Below are 18406 nucleotides of genomic sequence, written 5' to 3'. Positions count from 1 at the left end.
CACCCAAACGGGTGCCCGGGGCCCGGATTTTGTCGGACCCCGGGTGCATGATCGGGGGGTGTACGAAGAGGCGGCACCACCCGCGCCACTGGCGGGCGTGGCGCGCTGCGTGTGGCGATCGGCTTCGGCGACCCCGAAGCGGATCGTCCCGGACGGCTGCCTGGACCTGGTCGTCGGCGACGGCGCGGCGTTCATCGCGGGCCCGGACACGGCGGCGTGGTCCTCGGTGACTCGGCCTCGCGAGGAGCTCCGCGGGGTCAGGTTCGCGCCCGGCCGGGCGGCCGCGGTGCTCGGCGTGGCGGCGGACGAGCTGTGCGACACCCGGGTCCCGCTGGGCGAGCTGTGGGGCCGCGAGGGCGAGCTACTGGCGGAGCGGCTGCTGGCCGGCGAGGTGACCCCGGCGGAGGCGGTGGCGTCCCGGCTGCCGGATGCGGCGGCGCCGGACCCGGCGGTGGTGGAACTGGTGGCACGGCTGGGGGCGGGCGTGGCACGGGTCGCGGAGGCGGTCGCGTTGCTCGGGCGGCCTGGCACAGGTTTGGCCCAGCCGGACGGCGGCCCGGCGGCCGGCGGCCCGGCACTCGCCTGGCCCGACGGCAGCGCGGCAGCCGGCGCCGCGACCCTCCCCCGGCTCGAGGGAAGCCCGGCGGCCGGCGGCGCAGCACTCGCCCGGCCCGACGGCAGCCCGGCAGCCGGCACTCCGGCGGCACTCGCCCGGGCCGATGGGCGCCCGGCGGCCGGTGCCGCGCCCGTCCGCGGCGGAATCGGCCCGGAAGCCGCGGCCCACCTCGCCCGGCACCGCACCGCGAACCCGCCGGAGCTCGCCGCCGCACGTCTCGAACCCTCCTCCATCGGCGAGCGGCGGCTGCGGCGAAGATTCGTCCAAGCGGTCGGGTACGGGCCGGCCACCTACCTGCGCGTGAGCCGCTTCCAGCGGGCGGTCGCCCTCGCCCCTCGCTCGTCCAGCCTCGCCGCGCTCGCCGTGGCCGCCGGGTACTCCGACCAGGCGCACCTCAGCCGGGAGTGCCGGGCGCTCACCGGGCTCACCCCGCGTGCCTACTTCCGGCTGGGCTCCACTGTGGACGTTGCGTGATCGGCGCCATTCGGCGTAACCCGCGCAGGCAACCGGAAGTGGACCTTCACCCGGCAAGGTAAGCGGACGGTAAACGACTACCGGGAGCGCTATCCTCCCTTCGACGAGTGATCAGGGAGGGTGAGTGGCCACCATCAGCGACGTCGCGGCCAAGGCCGGCGTCTCCACGGCGACCGTGTCGCGCGCGCTCAACGGGAAGTCCACTGTGGACCCCACGCTGGCCGCGCGGGTGCAGGAAGCGGCCGCCGAGCTCGGGTATCACCCGAATGGGCTGGCGCGGAACCTGCGGCGGCAGGAGACAGCCGTCCTCGCGCTGATCATCTCGGACGTCGAGAACCCCTTCTTCACCGCCATCGCGCGCGGCGTCGAGGACCTCGCGCAGCGGTCCGGCTACTCGGTCGTGCTCTGCAACTCCGACGAGAACGAAGACAAGGAGCGGCGCTACATCGAGGTCGCGCTGCAGGAGCGCGTCGCCGGGGTGGTGCTGTCCCCCACCGGGCGGTCGACGAACGTCGAAGGCCTGCGACGCCAGGGAACCCCGCTGGTGGCGGTGGACCGGCCGCTCCCGGCCGCCGCGGGTGACCAGGTGCTCGTCGACACGCGGCACGCCGCCGCCGAGGCCACGCGGCACCTGCTCGCCGGCGGCTACCGGCGCGTCGGGTGCCTGACCGGCCCCGCCGGGGTCCGCACAGCCGACGACCGCCTCGCCGGGTACGGCGACGTCGTCAGCGAAGCGGCCGTCCTGTCCCGGCGCGCGGAGTACCGCGCCGAGGGCGCGCGACTGGCCGCGCTCGAGCTGCTCGACGAGCCCTCGCCGCCGGACGCGCTGCTGGTCGCGAACAGCACCATGGCGATCGGCGTGCTCGAAGCCCTGTCCTCACGCGGCCTGCGCCCCGGCCGCGACGTCGGCATCGTTTCGTTCGACGACGCACCCTGGACGACGCTGATCGACCCGCCGCTCACGGTGGTCGCGCAGCCGGCGTACGAGGTCGGCCGGGTGGCCGCCCAGCTCCTGCTGGCCCGCATCGCCGACAGCGGCCGCGACGCGACCACGACGACGCTCGAAGCCCGCTTGATCGAGCGGAAGAGCTCCCGCCGCTGAGTACGGCCGAGGCCCTCCCACAGCTGACCGGCGGGCTCGTCCGATGTCTTGAATGAGTCATTCAGGTCGCCGGAGGTCCTGAATGACTCATTCAAGACATCCCGGGGCCGCTCGAGCCGGCAGGGGTCCGGCGCAGCAGGTTGCAAAGCGGAGCGACGTGCCCAGGGGGCCGGCTCGTGCCGGGCCCCCCAGGCACGCCCCACCCCCTGTGTCCCCCATGACCGGCGCGGATACCGCCGGATTCCAGTGAGCACGGAGCGGAAATCGTTTACTCACACGGAACGTAGGGCCGCGAGTCCGGAGTGTCAAGACGTCTCGAGCCTGGACAAGCTCGCCCGATGCGGTCAGACTAGCCGGAAGTTGCCTACTCAACGTGTTGGGTGATGTGCGGTAAGTGTCGATCTCTGGTGAATTCACCCACAGACAGGGCAAGAAACCGCACGAACCCGCACACGCGCGCTGTTTCGGGTTAACCTGGATCCCATGTCTGTAGCGCTGGAGAACATCCTCGCCAAGGCGGGCCTCAAAGTCGACGCGCACGAGTTCCTCACGCTCGTCGAAGACGCGGCGCGCAGACTGTCGCCACCGAATCCGGATCCCTCGCACTACTTTTCGGCCGACCAGCGCGCCGCGCTGACCGACGTCGGCCTCGACCTCGCGCCGCGGCGGGAGGACGAACCGGACTTCCGGGCGCGCACCGTCGCCGCCCACGCCGTGCTCGCCGAAGGGGCGCTGAGCGTCAACGAAGCCGCGAAAGCCCTCGGGGTCGACGACAGCCGGATCCGGCACCGCCTCAAGGAAGGCAGGCTGACCGGCTGGAAGGACGGCGGCTGGAAGCTCCCCGCCTGGCAGTTCGCCGGCTCGGGCGTGCTGCCCGGCCTCGAGGTCGTGCTGAAGGCGCTGCCCGAGGACCAGCCCGCGCTCGTCGTCGCCGCCTTCATGAGCACACCGCAACCCGATCTGGTGATCAACGACCACGCGGCGACCCCGCGCCAGTGGCTCCTTTCCGGGGGTGACCCGGACCACGTCGCCCGCCTCATCGCCACGCTCGGCTCGCCGCTCTAGGCTGGACCTCCCCGAGCAAGATCACCGACAAGGACGGACCACCCCCGACCCATGGCCCGGCTACCGCTGCCGCCCGCCCGATCCGTCCTGGTCCGGCAGCTGAACCGCGCCGACGACGTGGTGACGGTCCAGCCCGCGACCAGGCTGGTGCGGATCTTCACGGCGCACGGCAACCACCCCCAGCAGTGGAACTCGTTCCGCTACACCGGCCCGCTCCCGCACGGCCGGTTCGACCAGCAGCCACCCGGCCGCGGCGGCGCGCCGGTCACCGACCCCGCGAACGGGGTCCTCTACTTCGGCCTCACGGTCCGCACGTCGATCGCCGAGGTCTTCCAGACCAGCTCGACGGTGGATCGCCGCACGCGCGGCCCCCGCCTGGTCGTGGTCCGCCCGACGCGCACGCTGCGCCTGCTCGACCTGACCGGCCTCTGGCCGACGCGGGTCGGCTCGTCCCAGGAGATCTCGAGCGGCCCCAAGAAGCTCACGCAGGCGTGGGCCCGCGCGATCCGCGGCGCGTTCAGCGACCTCGACGGCCTCTGGTACCGCTCCTCGATGGACTCCGGCGACCCGGCGATCTGCCTGTGGGACCCGCCGGCGGGCGCGGCCCTGCCGATCGCGCCGGACGTGCTGCTCCCCCTGGACCACCCGGGGCTGGACGTCCCGCTGGGCCGGGTCTGCGAAGAGCTGAACTACACGCTGTTGAACTGACGCTCCAGCAGCGGCAGGACTGCCCGCAGGTCGTCGCCGTCCACGAGGTGGGTCGCGACGGCCCGCGCGTCCGGCGCCGCGTTGAAGCCGATGCTCATCCCGACGGCGGCGAACAGCGGCAGGTCGGACCGGCTGTCCCCGACAGCGGCACACCGCTCGGGCGCGAAGCCCTGGGCCAGCGCGAAGTCGCGCTTGCCGTACTCGTCCAGGTGCTCGGCGACCTCCCCGGTGTAGCGGCCGCCGACGGCTTCGGGCACCGGGCCGCAGTAGGCGGCGAACCCGAACCGCCGGGCGAGCAGCCGTCCCACCGGCGTCCAGGCGAGCGTGGTGAGGATCGGGCGCAGGTCGTGCTCGCGGCACCACGCCACCGTCTCGCCGATCCCCGCCACCAGCGGCAGCGTCTCCAGCCGGGCCAGCACCTCGTCTTCGGTGTGCCCGGCCCAGCCGCGGGCGTCGATGATCGACGCCTCCTGGTTCGTCAGCCGGCCCTCGCCGTACGCCGCTTCGGCCGCGACGAGCTCGGCTTCGTGCCCCAGCGCCGCGGCCACCCACGCGCACGAGCTCGTGCCGGGCACGAGGGTGCCGTCGACGTCGAAGCAGACGAGCCCCCGCGTCACAGGTGCCGCGCCCACCACTCCAACACCGCTTCGAAGCGCTGCACCCGGTGCCGCGGACGGCCCGACCGGGTCAGCTCGTGGCCTTCGCCCGGGAACAGCAGCATCTCCGCCGGCGCGCCCGCGCGGCGCAGCGCCACGAACATCCGCTCCGCCTGCTCCAGCGGGCAGCGCCAGTCGTGCTCCGAATGCACCACGGCGAACGGGATCTCGATGCGATCGGCGTACGAGAGCGGCGACCGGTCGCGCTGGACTTCCGGTGAAGCACCGATGTAGGCGTCGACGAAGAAGTAGCCGATGTCCGAGCTGCCGACCATCGAGTCCCACGCGTTGACCGCGCGCTCGCTCCACGCCGCCTTGAAGCGCTCGCCGTGGTGGGCGGCGAGCCAGCTCGTCATGAAACCGCCGTACGACCCGCCCATTACGCCGACGCGGGAGGCGTCCAGGTCCGGGCGTTCGAGCGCCTTGTCCAGCAGGGCCAGGACGTCGTCGACGTCGACCGTGCCGAAGCCGTTCGTGATCGCGTGGCCGTGCGTCTGGCCGTAGCCCGCCGAGCCGCGGGGGTTGCCGACCACCACCGCGTAGCCCGCGGCCGCGTACACCTGGGCCTCGTCGAACACCGCCCACTCCTGCTGGGTGAACGGGCCGCCGTGGATCACGCGCAGCACCGGGTGCGGGCCCTCGCCCTCCGGCAGCACCAGCCAGCCGTGCACCGGGTAGCCGTCCGGCGCGGTCGTCTCCAGCTCGATCATCGGCCGGATGCCCTTGTCGCGCAACGGCTTCGAGTAGTCGGTCAGCACGCGCGGCTCGCCGCCGCCGAGGAGCACGACCTCACCGGCGCTCGACGGCGTCGCGATCACCGCGGCCAGCACCGAACCGTCGAGCGTGAAGGACCGGAGCGCCGTGCGGTCGGCGTAGACCACCGGCAGGTCGGCCAACGGCGCGTCCGCGGCGTCGGCGGCGACCGCGCGCAGCTCCACCGCGCCGCGGTTGCGGACGGCCACCAGCACCTCGGAGCCACGCGGGGCCGGCGCGCCCGCCGAGGATTCGCAGTCGACCGTCTCGATGTCGGTGAGCCGGCGGGCCTTCACCGGGCCGGCGCCGAACTCGGGCGTCGCCGCGTAGAGACCGGTCATCCCGGCTTCGCGGTGCTCTTCGAAGGACTGCCCGAAGTAGAACAACGTGCCGTCCGCGCCGAACGCCGGGCGCTCGGAGTAGCCGTCGCCGCGCACGACGACCTCGGGTTCGCCGCCCTCGGCGGAAATAGCGCAGATGTCGCGGAAGTCGCTCTCGGCCGCACCCCACTCCGGCGGCGCGGTGAAGACCACGCGCGTGCCGTCGGGCGTCCAGGCCGGGTGGCTCGCGTCGTAACCGGCGCCGGTCAGCGGCTCGGGGTCTTCAGCGGGCTCGGCCGCGTCGACGACGAACAAGCGCAGCGGGCGATCGCCCACGAAGCCGACGTCGTCGAGCCGGTAGTCCATGCGGGTGATCCGGCGCGGGGCCTCGGCGGCCGGCTCCGGGGTTTCGCCGTCGGCGTCCTCGGTCCCGTAGCGGCCGGGCTCGGGCACCCGGGCGGTGAACGCGATCCGCCGCGAGTCCGGCGCCCACACCGGCTCGCCGGCGCCGAGGTGCAGCGAAGTCAGCCGCCGCGCCTCCCCGCCGTCGGCGGGCATCACGTGCAGCTGCGGGCTGCCGTCGGCGCCCTTGCCCTCCCCCGCGCGGAGGAACGCCACCCAGCGCCCGTCCGGCGAAATCGACGGGGCGGAGTCGCGCGGACCGTGCGTCCACGCGGATTCGCCGCCGTCGAGCGACACCCGCCGCAGCGCGCTGCGGGCGGCGTTCGCCTTCAGATCGGGGTGACTCAGCGCGGTGAGCAGCAGGTTTCCGCGCAGGGCCGGACGGCCGGGGGCGGCGAGGGCTTCGATGTCGGCAGGGCGCACGCCCCTGACCGTACCCGAAACCCTTAGCGCTGCGAACGACTTACGCCGCGACCTCTTTCCGCTCGTCGCGCCGAGCCTTGGCCAGGCTGGCCACCGTGGTCACGGTGAGCACGACGATGATGACGCCGAGGGAGATCCAGTTGTTGATGTCCAGCCAGTCCGGCACGACGTGGTACTCGTGCAGCGCGTGCAGGAACAGCTTCGCGCCGATGAAGGCGAGGATCACCGCGAGGCCGTAGGTCAGGTAGACCAGCTTCGTCACCAACCCGCCGAGCAGGAAGTACAGCTGCCGCAGGCCCATGAGCGCGAACGCGTTGGCGGTGAAGACGAGGAACGCCTCCTGCGTGATGCCGAAGATGGCCGGGATCGAGTCGACCGCGAAGAGCAGGTCCGCCGAGCCGATGGCCACGATCACCAGGAGCATCGGCGTGATCATCCGTTTGCCGTTGATCTTCACCGTGTAGTGGTGGCCGTGGTAGTCGTCGGTGACCGGGGCGATCTTGCGGACCTGCCGGGTGACGGCGTTCTCGTGGTACTCCTCGTCCTCGCCCTTGCCGCGCAGCATGCTGACCGCGGTCCAGACGAGCACCGCGCCGAAGAGGAAGAAGACCCAGACGAACTGCTCGATGAGCGCAGCACCGATGGCGATGAAGACGCTGCGGAAGCCCAGCGCGAGCAGGATGCCGACCAGCAGCACGCGGTGCTGGTGGATGGCGGGCACCTTGAACGACGCCATGATGATCATGAAGATGAACAGGTTGTCGACGCTCAGCGAGTACTCGGTGATGTACCCGGTGAAGAACTCGACGCCCGGGTCGTGCCCGGCGAAGATCCACACGCCCGCACCGAAGAGCACCGCGCAGGAGATGTAGAAGATCACCCAGCGAGCGGCTTCCCCCGTGGTCACTTCGTGCGGCTTGCGATCGACGATGACCAGGTCCAGCGCGATGAGCGCGAGCAGGCCGCCGATCGTGGCGATCCACAGCCACAGGGGGACAGTCATGGAACCAGAACCTCCGGATAGTGCGCATGAGCAACTAACCGGAGGTCTCTCCCGCCGGTGAAAACACCGGCCGACGGTGCCGGGGGCGCAGGGCCACCGTGCTGACGACACCGCCGCGAAGGAATACTCCCCTCACAGCCGTTCCAGTCTGCCGGTTACCCCCACCCGAACGCCAGCCGGAACACCGCACGTCACCGTGTTGGTCCTGTAATTTCGGTCACTTCGGTCCACCAGGTGGTCCCTGGCGTGTGATCGCTGTGAACCACGCGGAGCACTCTCAGCAAACCTCAAATAGGTTCTCCTCGTGCCCCGATTCCCGCTCCCGCGCACTCGCGGAGCCCGCCTCACCGCGCTCGCCGCGGTCGTCGTGGTCCTGGCCGCCGGTGCGGTCTTCTGGACCACGCGGCCCGCCGCGCCCGCGGCGGTGCCCACGCAGGACGCGCTGATCGACCTGCCCGCCGCCCCCGGCTCGGCGGAGCAGGTCAAGATCGACACGACCACCTACCTCCCGGCCACCGTGCCCGCACCCGCGGTGCTGCTGGCGCACGGCTTCGGCGGGGACAAGAACAGCGTCGCCGACGACGCCCGAGAGCTCGCGCGGAAGGGCTTCGTCGTGATGACGTGGTCCGCACGCGGGTTCGGCAAGAGCACCGGCAAGATCGGCCTCAACGACCCGGACGGCGAAGTCGCCGACGCAAGTCACCTGATCGACCGGCTGGTCGCGCAGCACCAGGTGACGACCGATCCGAACGGCGACCCGAAGGTCGCGGTCACCGGCGCCTCCTACGGCGGTGCGCTGTCGCTGCTGCTGGCCGGCACGGACAAGCGCGTCGACGCGATCGCCCCGGTGATCACCTACAACGACCTCGCGCAGGGCCTGGTCCCGAACGCGGCCACGCCCGCGCTCACAGCGCCGGGCACCCCGTCGGCCGGCGCGTTCGCCACCGACGGCGTGTTCAAGAAGAGCTGGGCCGGGATCTTCTTCTCGGCGGGCTCGGGCGCCGCGTCGAGCGGATCGCCGTCGGCCGAAGCCCCCGAAGCGGGCCAGGAGACGGACACGGGCTCCACCGGCGCCGCCGGAGCCGCGGCCGCCGTCCCCGCTGTGCCCCCGGGCGCGGGCGGGGGCCGGGCGAGCGGACCGGCCGACCCGTGCGGCCGGTTCACCGCCGCCGTCTGCCGGGCCTACACCGAGCTCGGCACCACCGGGCAGGCGAGCCAGGCCAGCGTCGACCTGCTGCGCCGCGTGTCCCCCGCGTCCGTGACGGACAAGATCACCGTGCCGACCCTGCTGGTGCAGGGCGAGAGCGACACGCTCTTCGGCCTCGACCAGTCCGACGCCAGCGCCCGGCAGATCACCGCGGCCGGCGGCAAGGTGAAGACGATCTGGTACACCGGCGGCCACGACGGCGGCAAGCCCGGCCCGCAGCTGCGCGCCAAGATCGGCGACTTCCTGTGGACCGCGGTGAACGGCGGCGACCCCGGCACCGGGTTCAGCTACGACGTCCAGGGCACGTTGCGCGCCAACGGGACACCGTCGGTCCGCACGGTCAACGCCGACGCCTACCCCGGCCTGACCGGTCCCGCGACCGAGCGGCGGCTGCTGGCGATGTCCGGCCCCGCGCAACCGGTGGTGCGCCCGGCCGGGGCGAACCCCTCGGCGGTGAGCGGCATCCCCGGCCTCAACGGCATCGCGAGCAGCACGTCACGGCTGGGTGCGCTCTTCAGCAACGACCCGCCGGGCCAGGCCGCGCAGTTCACGACCGCGCCGGTCGACAGCCAGGTCGTCGTCAGCGGGTCGTCGACCGTGCGGCTGCGGGTCGCCGCCGACCCGGCGCACCCGCAGCCGGACGCCGTGCTCTTCGCGAAGCTCTACGACGTCGGGCAGGACGGGTCGCGGGTGCTGCCCGCCAACGCGATCGCGCCGTTCCGGGTGAGCGGGCTGCCCGCCGACGGCTCGCCGGTCGACGTCACCGTGACGCTGCCCGGCATCGTCCGCCCGATCGAAGGCGGCCACTCACTGCGGCTCGTCGTCGGCACCACCGACCAGGCGTTCGCCGCCCCGGCTTCGCCCGCGGTCTTCCGGATCGCGCTGGCGAGCGGGACCGCGCTGGCCGTGCCGGTCGTGCCCGGGACGTCGGTCGGTTCGCCGGCCCCGGTCGGGCAGCTCGTCGGCATCGGCGTCACGCTGGCGATCGGCCTGGCCGTGGTGCTCTTCGCGGCGCTGCGGCGCCGCCGGGCCACCGACATCGACCCGGAACTGGCCACGACCCCGCTGGTCATCGAAGGGCTGCGCAAGCAGTACGCGGGCGGGTTCGTCGCGGTGAAGGACCTCTCGTTCCGCGTCGAGCCGGGGCAGGTGCTCGGCCTGCTCGGGCCGAACGGCGCGGGCAAGACGACCACGCTGCGGATGCTGATGGGCCTGATCACGCCGACCGAAGGCACCATCCGCGTGTTCGGGCACAAGATCACCGGCGGCGCGCCGGTGCTCTCGCGGATCGGCTCGTTCGTCGAGGGCTCCGGCTTCCTGCCGCACCTGTCCGGCCGGGAGAACCTCGAGCTGTACTGGGCCTCGACCGGCCGTCCGGCCGACAAGGCGCACTTCGCCGAGGCGCTGGAGATCGCCGGGCTCGGCTCGGCCGTCGAACGCCGGGTGCGGACCTACAGCCAGGGCATGCGGCAGCGGCTGGCGATCGCGCAGGCGATGCTCGGCCTGCCGGAGCTCATGGTGCTCGACGAACCCACCAACGGGCTCGACCCGCCCCAGATCCACCAGATGCGCGAGGTGCTGAAGCGGTACGCCGCGACCGGCCGCACCGTGGTGGTCTCCAGCCACCTGCTGGCCGAGGTCGAGCAGACCTGCACGCACGTCGTGGTGATGCACCGCGGCTCGCTGGTGGCCTCGGGCGAGGTCGGCGAGCTGGCCGCGGCCGGTGGCGAGGCGACGTTCCGCGTCGACGACCCGGCGGCCGCCGCGGCGGCGCTCAAGGCGCTCAGCGGAGTCACCGACGTCGACGTCGAGGGCGAGCTCGTGCACGCGAACCTCGGCGAGCTGCCGCGGGCCGAGGGCGTGGCCGCGCTGGTCCGCGCCGGCGTCGCGGTGGAGCAGGCCGGGCCCCGGCGCCGGCTGGAAGACGCGTTCCTGCAACTGGTCGGAGAAGAGTCGTGAGTGAAGGCGTCCACACCGATCCGCACGCGCTCGACGAGCTGAGCGACGTCGCGTCGGCCGAGCACGCCGGAGTCGGGCCGGACGGCGCCGTCGAGGGCTACTCGGCGCGCCGGACGCTGCGGCTCGGCGTCGAACTGCGGCGCCAGCTCAAGCGGCGGCGCACCCAGTTCCTGCTCGGGTTCGTCGCCCTGCTGCCGTTCATCCTGGTGATCGCGTTCGAGGCGGGGCAGTCGAACCCGAACCGGCGCAGCGGCGGGTTCGTCGACCTGGCCACGGCGTCCGCGCCGAACTTCGTCGTGCTGGCGCTGTTCGTGTCCGGGACGTTCCTGCTCCCGATGATCGTCGCGCTGTTCTTCGGCGACACCATCGCGAGCGAAGCGTCGTGGTCGAGCCTGAAGTACCTGCTGGCCGTGCCGGTGCCGCGGCAGCGGGTGCTGCGGCAGAAGGCGATCGTGTCCGGCCTGCTCTCGGCGTTCGCGCTGGTGCTGCTGCCGCTGGTGTCGCTCGGCGTCGGCGTCCTCTGGTACGGCGCGGGCGACGCGATCAGCCCGACCGGCGACGCGGTGTCCTTCGGCGACAGCCTGCTGGCCATCGCACTGTCCACTGTGTACATCATCCTGCAGCTGGCCTGGGTGGCCGGGCTGGCGCTCGCGCTGAGCGTGTCGACCGACGCCCCGCTCGGCGCGGTCGGCGGCGCGGTGCTGGTGGCGATCCTGTCCCAGATCCTCGACCAGATCACCGCGCTGGAGGGGCTCCGGAACTACCTGCCGACGCACTACGCGTTCTCGTGGATGGACCTGATCTCCACCGACGTCGACTGGACGAACCTGGCGAGCGGCCTGCTGTCGGCGGTGCTCTACGGGACGGTGTTCTTCCTGTACGCCGGGCGGCGGTTCGCGCGGAAGGACATCACGAGCTGAAGCCGGTACGGTCGGGCCCGTGCCGATCACGCTGGAGAGCCACCAGGACATCGCCGTGCTGCGGATCGACCACGGCGGCGGGAACACCCTCGACACGGACTCGTGCCGCGAGCTCGTGCTGCGGCTGGAGGAGGCCGAGCAGGCCCGTGCGGTGGTGCTCACCGGCACCGGGCGGGTCTTCTCCGCGGGCGTCGACCTCAAGCGGATCGACGACGGCGGTGCCTCGTACGTGGCGCAGTTCCTGCCGCTGCTGTCGGACGCGCTGCTGGCCGTGTTCGGCAGCCCGCGCCCGGTGGTCGCCGCGCTGAACGGGCACGCCATCGCCGGGGGCGCCGTGCTCGCCGCCGCGTGCGACCACCGCGTGCTCGGCGGCGGCACGATCGGCGTGACCGAACTGCTGGTCGGGGTGCCGTTCCCGCTGGCCGCACTGGAAATCCTGCGCTGCGCCTACGGCACGGCACCGCTGCCGTCACTCACCTACTCGGGCGAAACCCGGGGCGGTGAAGACGCGCTGGCCGCCGGCCTGGTCGACGAGCTGGCTCCGCCGGAGGAGGTGCTCGAGCGGGCGCTCGCCGTCGCGGCCCGGCTCGGCGAGCTGCCGGCCGAGGCGTTCGCGCACACCAAGGCCCAGATCCGGCAGCCCTTCCACGAGCGGATCGCCGAGTACCGCCACGCCGACGACCCCGAGGTCGAGCGGCTGTGGCAGGCACCCGCGGCACTGGCCGCGGTCAAGTCCTATGTGGACCGGGTGCTGCGTTAGGCGCGCACGCCGATTTCGGCGAGGGCCTTGATGCCTTCGACGGTCTTCTGCATGTTGGCCTGCAGCTCGCCGAGCCGCATCGCGACGATTTCGTCCTCGTGCTCCGGCATCGAGCCGATGATGGTCGTCAGGTTGGACGGGCCGGGGCCGATCTGGGCCCACTGGCGCAGGATCGTGCCGTCGCCGTCCGGGACGAGCTCGAACTTCCACGACGCGGCAGGGTTGGTCACGTCCATGACGGCCCACGCGAACAGCCGGCCGGGCTCGTAGCCGGTGATGGTGGAGACCGTCTCCCACTCCCCGGCGACCGGGTGGGAGTTGCGGCCGCGGAACCGCGCGCCGAGGCCGGGCTCGCTGCCCTCGACCCAGCGGCCGCCCTGGAACTCGGTGGAGAACCGGGCCGGCAGGTCGACGTCGAGCAGCCAGGACCAGACCTCGTCCGGGCCGGCGTCGATGCGGACTTCGACCTGCGTCGTAGGACAGTCGGAAACCTTCATGGCGGACCCCTCGCTCGATGCCGGTGCCTACGGCTTCGGACGGTAACGTGGCGCCGATCACGCGGACAACTCGCACGGTGCCCGCGGCCCGCACGGTGGAGGACGCCGACCCGGCGTCGGCCGTACCCGCCGAAAGTCGGGTCCTGACCGAATCTGCGCCCGGACAGCCGATTGCCGACCCCGGCCGGTTCTGTGAGGGTCCCACAGAAGGTCTTGCGGGGGTCCGGGTGGCGGAGCCCCCGGCCCGGGGTGAAGCCCCGGCTGTCTCAGTGGGTTCGGTCGGCTGGGGAAGGTGCTCGATGCGCAGGTTGTTCACCGCAGGCGCGGTTCTGCTGGCGATGGCGGGCCTGGCCCCGGCGGCCGCGGCGGCCCCCGACATCAAGGCCGAGCTGCAGAAGATCCCGGGCCTGACGATCACGTCGGAGGACCCGGCACCGGCCGGCTTCCGGTTCTTCAAGCTCACCTACACCCAGCCCGCCGACCACCGCCACCCCGGCGCGGGCACGTTCCAGCAGCGGTTCACCCTGCTGCACCGCGACTTCGCCGCCCCGACGGTCGCCTACACGAGCGGCTACAACGTCAGCGGCTCCGCGAACCGGTCCGAGCCGACCCAGATCGTCAACGGCAACCAGCTGTCGATGGAGTACCGCTACTTCACCCCGTCGCGGCCGGAGCCGGAGAACTGGGCGAAGCAGCTGACGATCTGGCAGGCCGCCGCGGACGAGCACCGCGCGGTGCAGGCGTTCAAGGCGATCTACCCGGGCAAGTGGCTGGCGACCGGCGGCAGCAAGGGCGGCATGACGGCGACGTACTTCCGCCGCTTCTTCCCCGACGACGTCGACGCGACGATCCCGTACGTCGCCCCGAACGACGTCATCGACCCGGTCGACGTCTACAACCGGTTCCTCTCGCGCGTCGGCAACGACCCGGGCTGCCGCGACGCGCTGAAGGCGATCCAGCGTGACGCGCTGAAGCGGCGTGACGAGCTGGGCCGGATCGCGGCGGCGGACGCGGCCGCCCGCGGGCTGACGTTCTCGATCGTCGGCTCGGCCGACAAGTCCCTCGAGATCTCGGTGATCGACTCGTACTTCGCGTTCTGGCAGTACCAGACGCAGGCGGACTGCGCGACGGTCCCGAAGGCGGGCGCGCCCGCGGCGGAGGTCTACGCCTGGTACGAGAAGGTGGAGAGCCTCAACACCTACTCCGACCAGGACCTGGCGCCCTACATCCCGTACTACTACCAGGCGGCGGTCCAGCTGGGATCGCCCGAGGCGTACGACGGCTACCTCCGCGACCTGCTCCGCTACCCGGGCGCCGACCAGCCGAAGACGTTCGTGCCGTCGTCGGTCCGCCTGCCCCGCTTCGACTACGCGGCCATGCCGGACATCGACTTCTGGGTGAAATCCCGCGGCTCGCGGCTGCTGTTCGTGTACGGCTCGAACGACCCGTGGGGCGCGGAGCCCTTCGAACTGGGCTTCGGCAGCCGCGACTCGTACCGCTACTACGTCCAGGGCGGCAACCACGGGTCGAAGATCGCCCAGCTGGCCCCGGCGGACGCCGCGGCGGCCACGGCGACGGTCCGCCGCTGGGCGGGCCTGCCGCCGACCTCGGCGTTGACGGCCCGCAGCGCGCCGGCCGGCTTCCCGGACTTCGACACGGACCTCACCCTTTCGGCGCGGCCGCCGCTGTGACTTCCGCCCGGGCCGGGCGTAGCCTCACGGCACCTGACAACCCGGCCCGAGGAGGCGGCATGCGTCGTCCCGTCCACTTCGAGATCCACGCGGGTGACCCCGAGCGCGCGGTGGCCTTCTACACCAGCGTGTTCGGCTGGAAGTTCGAACGCTGGGGCGAGGTCCCGTACTGGGTGATCTCGACCGGGGAAGGCGACGGCATCGACGGCGGGCTCGTCCCCCGTCAGGGCCCCGCGCCCGAGGCGTCCGCGCCGGTCCACGGGTTCGTGAACACGATCTCCGTGACCGATCTCGACGCGTCGCTCGCCGACGTCAACGACGCCGGCGGGACGCTGGCGCTGCCGAAGAACCCGGTTCCCGGGGTCGGGTGGCTGGCCTACTGCAAGGACACCGAAGGCAACATCTTCGGCATGCTGCAACCGGACGAGAACGCCCCGGCACCCACCGCCTAGGGACGTTTCGCCTTCGGCAGCCGAGCGACGACGGAGTCGTAGGAGGCGTCGATCAGCTCTTCGAGCTCGGCGTCCGGGACCCCGGCGCCGAGTTCGACGCGGTTCCAGCCGTAGCGGCCGACGTAGTCCATCACGGTCACCGCGCCCGGGTGCCGCGTGCGGATCTCGGCCGCTTCTTCTTTCGTGGCACCGCACTTCACGGCGACGCTGCCGGGCTCTTCCTGCCCGATGAACGCGAAGCCCTTGCCACCGACCTTCGCGACGAGCACGTGGTCGCCGAAGGGGTAGGTCTCTTCCGCGCCCGCCTTGGCGAGGCAGTACGCGACCACGGCGTCGATGTTCACAGCTCCAGCTTCACCAGTTCGAGGTCGGTCTGCAGTAAGCGGCCAGCAACGCCTTCCCCCGTGCCCCCTCCTTGTGCACCAGGACCGAGGTGGTCTCGACGAGCGTGGGCGCGCCGATCCGGCAAACCGCCGCGGAGCCCCGTCAGCTCCGCGACCTCCGCCGCCAGACGCTCCGTTTCCACGTCCTTGATGTTCATCGCCATGGTGTGAGAGTTCCCTGCCTCCCCTCGCCGCCGGCCGCGGTTACTTGATGCCGGCCGCGTCCATGCCCCTCAGCTCCTTCTTCAGGTCGGAGATCTCGTCGCGCAGCCGGGCGGCCAGCTCGAACTGGAGGTCGCGGGCCGCCTGCATCATCTGGTCGGTCATCTGCTGGATCAGGTCCGCGAGCTGGGCGCGCGGCATCGCCGAGACGTCCTTGTCGACCAGCATCCCGGAGCTGCGCACCCGGTCGCCCTGCTCCGGCTTCTTGCCGCGCGAGGAGTTGCGGCCCGAGCCGCCCACCGAGACCTGCTCGCTGTCTTCGGCCTCGCTGTACACCCGGTCGAGGATGTCGGCGATCTTCTTCCGCAGCGGCTGCGGGTCGACGCCCCGCTCCTCGTTGTAGGCGACCTGCTTCTCCCGGCGGCGGTCCGTCTCCTCGATGGCGTGCCGCATCGAGTCGGTGATCTTGTCCGCGTACATGTGGACTTCACCCGAGACGTTTCGCGCCGCACGCCCGATCGTCTGGATCAGCGACGTCCCGCTCCGGAGGAAGCCTTCCTTGTCCGCGTCGAGGATCGCCACCAGCGACACCTCGGGCAGGTCGAGACCCTCACGCAGCAGGTTGATGCCGACCAGCACGTCGAAGTCGCCCGCCCGCAGCTGCCGCAGCAGCTCGACGCGGCGCAGCGTATCGACCTCCGAGTGCAGGTAGCGCACCCGGATGCCCAGCTCCAGCAGGTAGTCGGTCAGGTCCTCGGACATCTTCTTGGTCAGCGTGGTGACCAGGACCCGCTCGTCCTTCTCCGCCCGCTCGCGGATCTCGTGCACCAGGTCGTCGATCTGGCCCTCGGTCGGCTTCACGACCACCTTCGGGTCGACCAGGCCGGTCGGCCGGATCACCTGCTCGACGAACTCGCCGCCGGCCTGCCCCATCTCGTACGGCCCCGGTGTCGCCGACAGGTACACCGTCTGCCCGATCCGGTCGGAGAACTCCTCCCAGGTCAGCGGCCGGTTGTCGACCGCGCTCGGCAGGCGGAAGCCGTACTCCACCAGGTTCCGCTTCCGGGACATGTCGCCTTCGTACATGCCGCCGATCTGCGGGACGGTCTGGTGCGACTCGTCGATGACCAGCAGGAAGTCTTCCGGGAAGTAGTCGATCAGCGTCGCCGGCGCCGTCCCGGCACCGCGGCCGTCGATGTGGCGCGAGTAGTTCTCGATGCCGGAGCAGAAGCCGACCTGGCGCATCATCTCGATGTCGTAGGTCGTGCGCATCCGCAGCCGCTGCGCTTCCAGCAGCTTGCCCTGCCGCTCGAGGTCGGCGAGCCGCTCTTCGAGCTCCTTCTCGATGCCCTGGATCGCCTTTTCCATCCGCTCCGGACCGGCGACGTAGTGCGTCGCCGGGAAGATGCGGACCTCGTCGACCTCCTTGACGATGTCCCCGGTCAGCGGGTGCAGGTAGTAGAGCTTCTCGACCTCGTCGCCGAAGAACTCGACCCGGATCGCCAGCTCTTCGTACGCCGGGATGATCTCGACCGTGTCGCCACGCGCGCGGAACGTGCCACGCGCGAACGCGATGTCGTTGCGCGTGTACTGGACGTCGACCAGCGCCCGGAGGAAGACGTCCCGGTCGAGCTGCATGCCGACCGCGAGCTTGGACGACCGGTCGAGGTACGACTGCGGCGTGCCCAGGCCGTAGATGCAGGAGACACTGGCGACCACGATGACGTCGCGGCGCGACAGCAGGTTCATCGTCGCCGAGTGCCGCAGCCGCTCGACGTCGTCGTTGATCGAGGAGTCCTTCTCGATGTAGGTGTCGGTCTGGGCGATGTACGCCTCGGGTTGGTAGTAGTCGTAGTAACTGACGAAGTATTCGACCGCGTTGTGCGGGAACAGTTCGCGCAGCTCGTTCGCCAGCTGCGCGGCGAGGGTCTTGTTCGGCGCCATGACCAGCGTCGGCCGCTGGACACGCTCGATCAGCCACGCCGTCGTCGCCGACTTGCCGGTGCCGGTGGCGCCCAGGAGCACGACGTCCTTCTCGCCGGAGTTGATCCGGCGTTCGAGCTCGTCGATGGCCGCCGGCTGGTCACCGGCGGGCTGGTACTCACTGACCACCTCGAACCGGCCGCCGGTCCGCGGGATCTCCGAGACGGGCCGGAAGTCGGACTGGGCGAGCACGGGGTGTTCGGTTGCGAAAGCCACGGGAACCAGAGTAGGCCTCGGCACCGACAATTTCCGTCGGCCCTGGTCAGGAGGGTCGGTAGACCGTAAGCGAGGTCACTTTCCCGTCGGTCACGGTGCAGTGCAGGACCGCGCCGGGAGCGGGGTCGTCGCCGAAGCAGGAGACCAGGACGCGGTCGGGACCCACGGCCTGCACCTCGACCCGCGGGAACTCGCCGGGCACGCCGCCCTCGGCCGCGAGGTGCGCAAGCACGACCTCCCGAGGCGAGGGCGGCGGCGGGATCGGCAGGCCGTGGCCTTCGAAGAGGCGGTTCAGCTGGTCGGCGGCGGAAACGGCCCGCGGGAACCCGGCGAAGGCGGCCGTCTGGACGACGACTTCGCAGACCTCCGCCGGCGCCAGCCCCGAGGCCAGCCCGGTCCGCAGGTGCACGCTCAACGGCGGCCCCACCATCCCGGCCGCGACGATGGCGGCGAGCGTCGCGGCTTCGCGAGTCCGGGCGTCGAGGGCCGGCCGGTCGTGGAGGTGGCCGTAGACCGTCCCGACGGCCAGTTCGCCGAGGGCCGGGATCGTGGCGAAGAGCGCGTCGAGCCGGGCTCCCCCGCCCTCGACGAGCTCGGTGAAGTTCTCGCGGCCCCGGGTGTGGAGCTGCGCCATCGGGTCGGTCATCGCGTTCC

Annotated in this window: 17 protein-coding genes; 9 read left to right on the top strand and 8 right to left on the bottom strand. The window is 71.8% G+C overall.

All coding sequences use genetic code 11. The annotated features are described in order from the left end of the window. Positions 1-58 precede the first annotated feature (58 nt). The 4 genes from SD460_RS32860 (at position 59) to SD460_RS32845 (ending at position 3965) form a co-directional block, all read left to right on the top strand. The gene (locus SD460_RS32860) at positions 59-1090 is read left to right on the top strand and encodes a helix-turn-helix domain-containing protein (RefSeq protein ID WP_318307196.1); all 1032 of its coding nucleotides are present in this window, start codon (positions 59-61) and stop codon (positions 1088-1090) included. Between the two features lie 124 nt (positions 1091-1214). Beyond that, entirely contained in the window at positions 1215-2192 is a 978-nt protein-coding gene (locus tag SD460_RS32855; RefSeq protein WP_318307195.1) for a LacI family DNA-binding transcriptional regulator, read from the top strand. Positions 2193-2675: 483 nt separating this feature from the next. Next, positions 2676-3257: a MerR family transcriptional regulator gene (locus SD460_RS32850; RefSeq protein WP_290057720.1), complete on the top strand. Its 582-nt coding sequence runs from the start codon at positions 2676-2678 to the stop codon at positions 3255-3257. 51 nt (positions 3258-3308) lie between these two features. Continuing rightward, positions 3309-3965 (top strand): RES family NAD+ phosphorylase, encoded by a 657-nt coding sequence (locus tag SD460_RS32845; RefSeq protein ID WP_290057721.1) that lies wholly within the window; start codon positions 3309-3311, stop codon positions 3963-3965. Here SD460_RS32845 and SD460_RS32840 read toward each other — a convergent pair. The 3 genes from SD460_RS32840 to SD460_RS32830 are packed head-to-tail and all read right to left on the bottom strand — an operon-like array spanning position 3947 to position 7522. Continuing rightward, complete coding sequence (locus tag SD460_RS32840; protein WP_318307194.1) at positions 3947-4597, bottom strand: HAD family hydrolase; 651 nt, start codon at positions 4595-4597, stop codon at positions 3947-3949. The two genes, SD460_RS32845 and SD460_RS32840, sit on opposite strands and share 19 nt — an antisense overlap. Further along, positions 4579-6519, bottom strand: a complete 1941-nt coding sequence (locus tag SD460_RS32835; RefSeq protein WP_290057723.1) for a S9 family peptidase — start codon at positions 6517-6519, stop codon at positions 4579-4581. Before SD460_RS32835 ends, SD460_RS32840 begins: the two co-directional genes overlap by 19 nt. Positions 6520-6559: 40 nt before the next feature. Further along, a complete protein-coding gene (locus SD460_RS32830) occupies positions 6560-7522 on the bottom strand; it encodes a TerC family protein (protein WP_290057724.1) in 963 nt (320 codons plus the stop codon). A gap of 304 nt (positions 7523-7826) precedes the next feature. Between SD460_RS32830 and SD460_RS32825 the strand changes: the two genes are divergently transcribed. The 3 genes from SD460_RS32825 to SD460_RS32815 are packed head-to-tail and all read left to right on the top strand — an operon-like array spanning position 7827 to position 12368. After that, positions 7827-10688: an alpha/beta fold hydrolase gene (locus SD460_RS32825; protein WP_290057725.1), complete on the top strand. Its 2862-nt coding sequence runs from the start codon at positions 7827-7829 to the stop codon at positions 10686-10688. Further along, on the top strand, positions 10685-11608 hold the full coding sequence (locus SD460_RS32820; protein ID WP_290057727.1) for an ABC transporter permease: 924 nt from the start codon (positions 10685-10687) through the stop codon (positions 11606-11608). Before SD460_RS32825 ends, SD460_RS32820 begins: the two co-directional genes overlap by 4 nt. Positions 11609-11627: 19 nt before the next feature. Further along, complete coding sequence (locus SD460_RS32815) at positions 11628-12368, top strand: enoyl-CoA hydratase/isomerase family protein (RefSeq protein WP_318307193.1); 741 nt, start codon at positions 11628-11630, stop codon at positions 12366-12368. Here SD460_RS32815 and SD460_RS32810 read toward each other — a convergent pair. Then, complete coding sequence (locus SD460_RS32810) at positions 12365-12865, bottom strand: SRPBCC family protein (protein WP_290057729.1); 501 nt, start codon at positions 12863-12865, stop codon at positions 12365-12367. The genes SD460_RS32815 and SD460_RS32810 overlap by 4 nt on opposite strands. 299 nt (positions 12866-13164) lie before the next feature. Between SD460_RS32810 and SD460_RS32805 the strand changes: the two genes are divergently transcribed. Continuing rightward, positions 13165-14556: a S28 family serine protease gene (locus tag SD460_RS32805; protein WP_318307192.1), complete on the top strand. Its 1392-nt coding sequence runs from the start codon at positions 13165-13167 to the stop codon at positions 14554-14556. Between the two features lie 59 nt (positions 14557-14615). Beyond that, a complete protein-coding gene (locus tag SD460_RS32800; protein WP_290057731.1) occupies positions 14616-15008 on the top strand; it encodes a VOC family protein in 393 nt (130 codons plus the stop codon). On the opposite strand, the gene SD460_RS32795 is transcribed toward SD460_RS32800, so the two are convergent. Genes SD460_RS32795 through SD460_RS32780 form a run of 4 tightly spaced genes read right to left on the bottom strand, consistent with a single transcriptional unit; the run spans position 15005 to position 18398 of the window. Next, positions 15005-15352, bottom strand: a complete 348-nt coding sequence (locus SD460_RS32795) for an MmcQ/YjbR family DNA-binding protein (protein WP_290057733.1) — start codon at positions 15350-15352, stop codon at positions 15005-15007. The genes SD460_RS32800 and SD460_RS32795 overlap by 4 nt on opposite strands. Further along, on the bottom strand, positions 15349-15555 hold the full coding sequence (locus SD460_RS32790) for a hypothetical protein (protein WP_290057734.1): 207 nt from the start codon (positions 15553-15555) through the stop codon (positions 15349-15351). The genes SD460_RS32795 and SD460_RS32790 overlap by 4 nt, the downstream gene beginning before the upstream one ends. A 40-nt stretch (positions 15556-15595) precedes the next feature. After that, entirely contained in the window at positions 15596-17752 is a 2157-nt protein-coding gene (uvrB, locus tag SD460_RS32785; protein WP_290057735.1) for an excinuclease ABC subunit UvrB, read from the bottom strand. Positions 17753-17798: 46 nt separating this feature from the next. Beyond that, positions 17799-18398 (bottom strand): carboxymuconolactone decarboxylase family protein, encoded by a 600-nt coding sequence (locus SD460_RS32780; RefSeq protein ID WP_290057736.1) that lies wholly within the window; start codon positions 18396-18398, stop codon positions 17799-17801. Positions 18399-18406 lie beyond the last annotated feature (8 nt).

Source organism: Amycolatopsis solani (assembly GCF_033441515.1).
Classification (GTDB): Bacteria; Actinomycetota; Actinomycetes; order Mycobacteriales; family Pseudonocardiaceae; genus Amycolatopsis; species Amycolatopsis solani.
The sequence above is the reverse complement of the archived record's forward strand: the minus strand, read 5'-3'. Positions and strand labels throughout refer to the sequence as shown.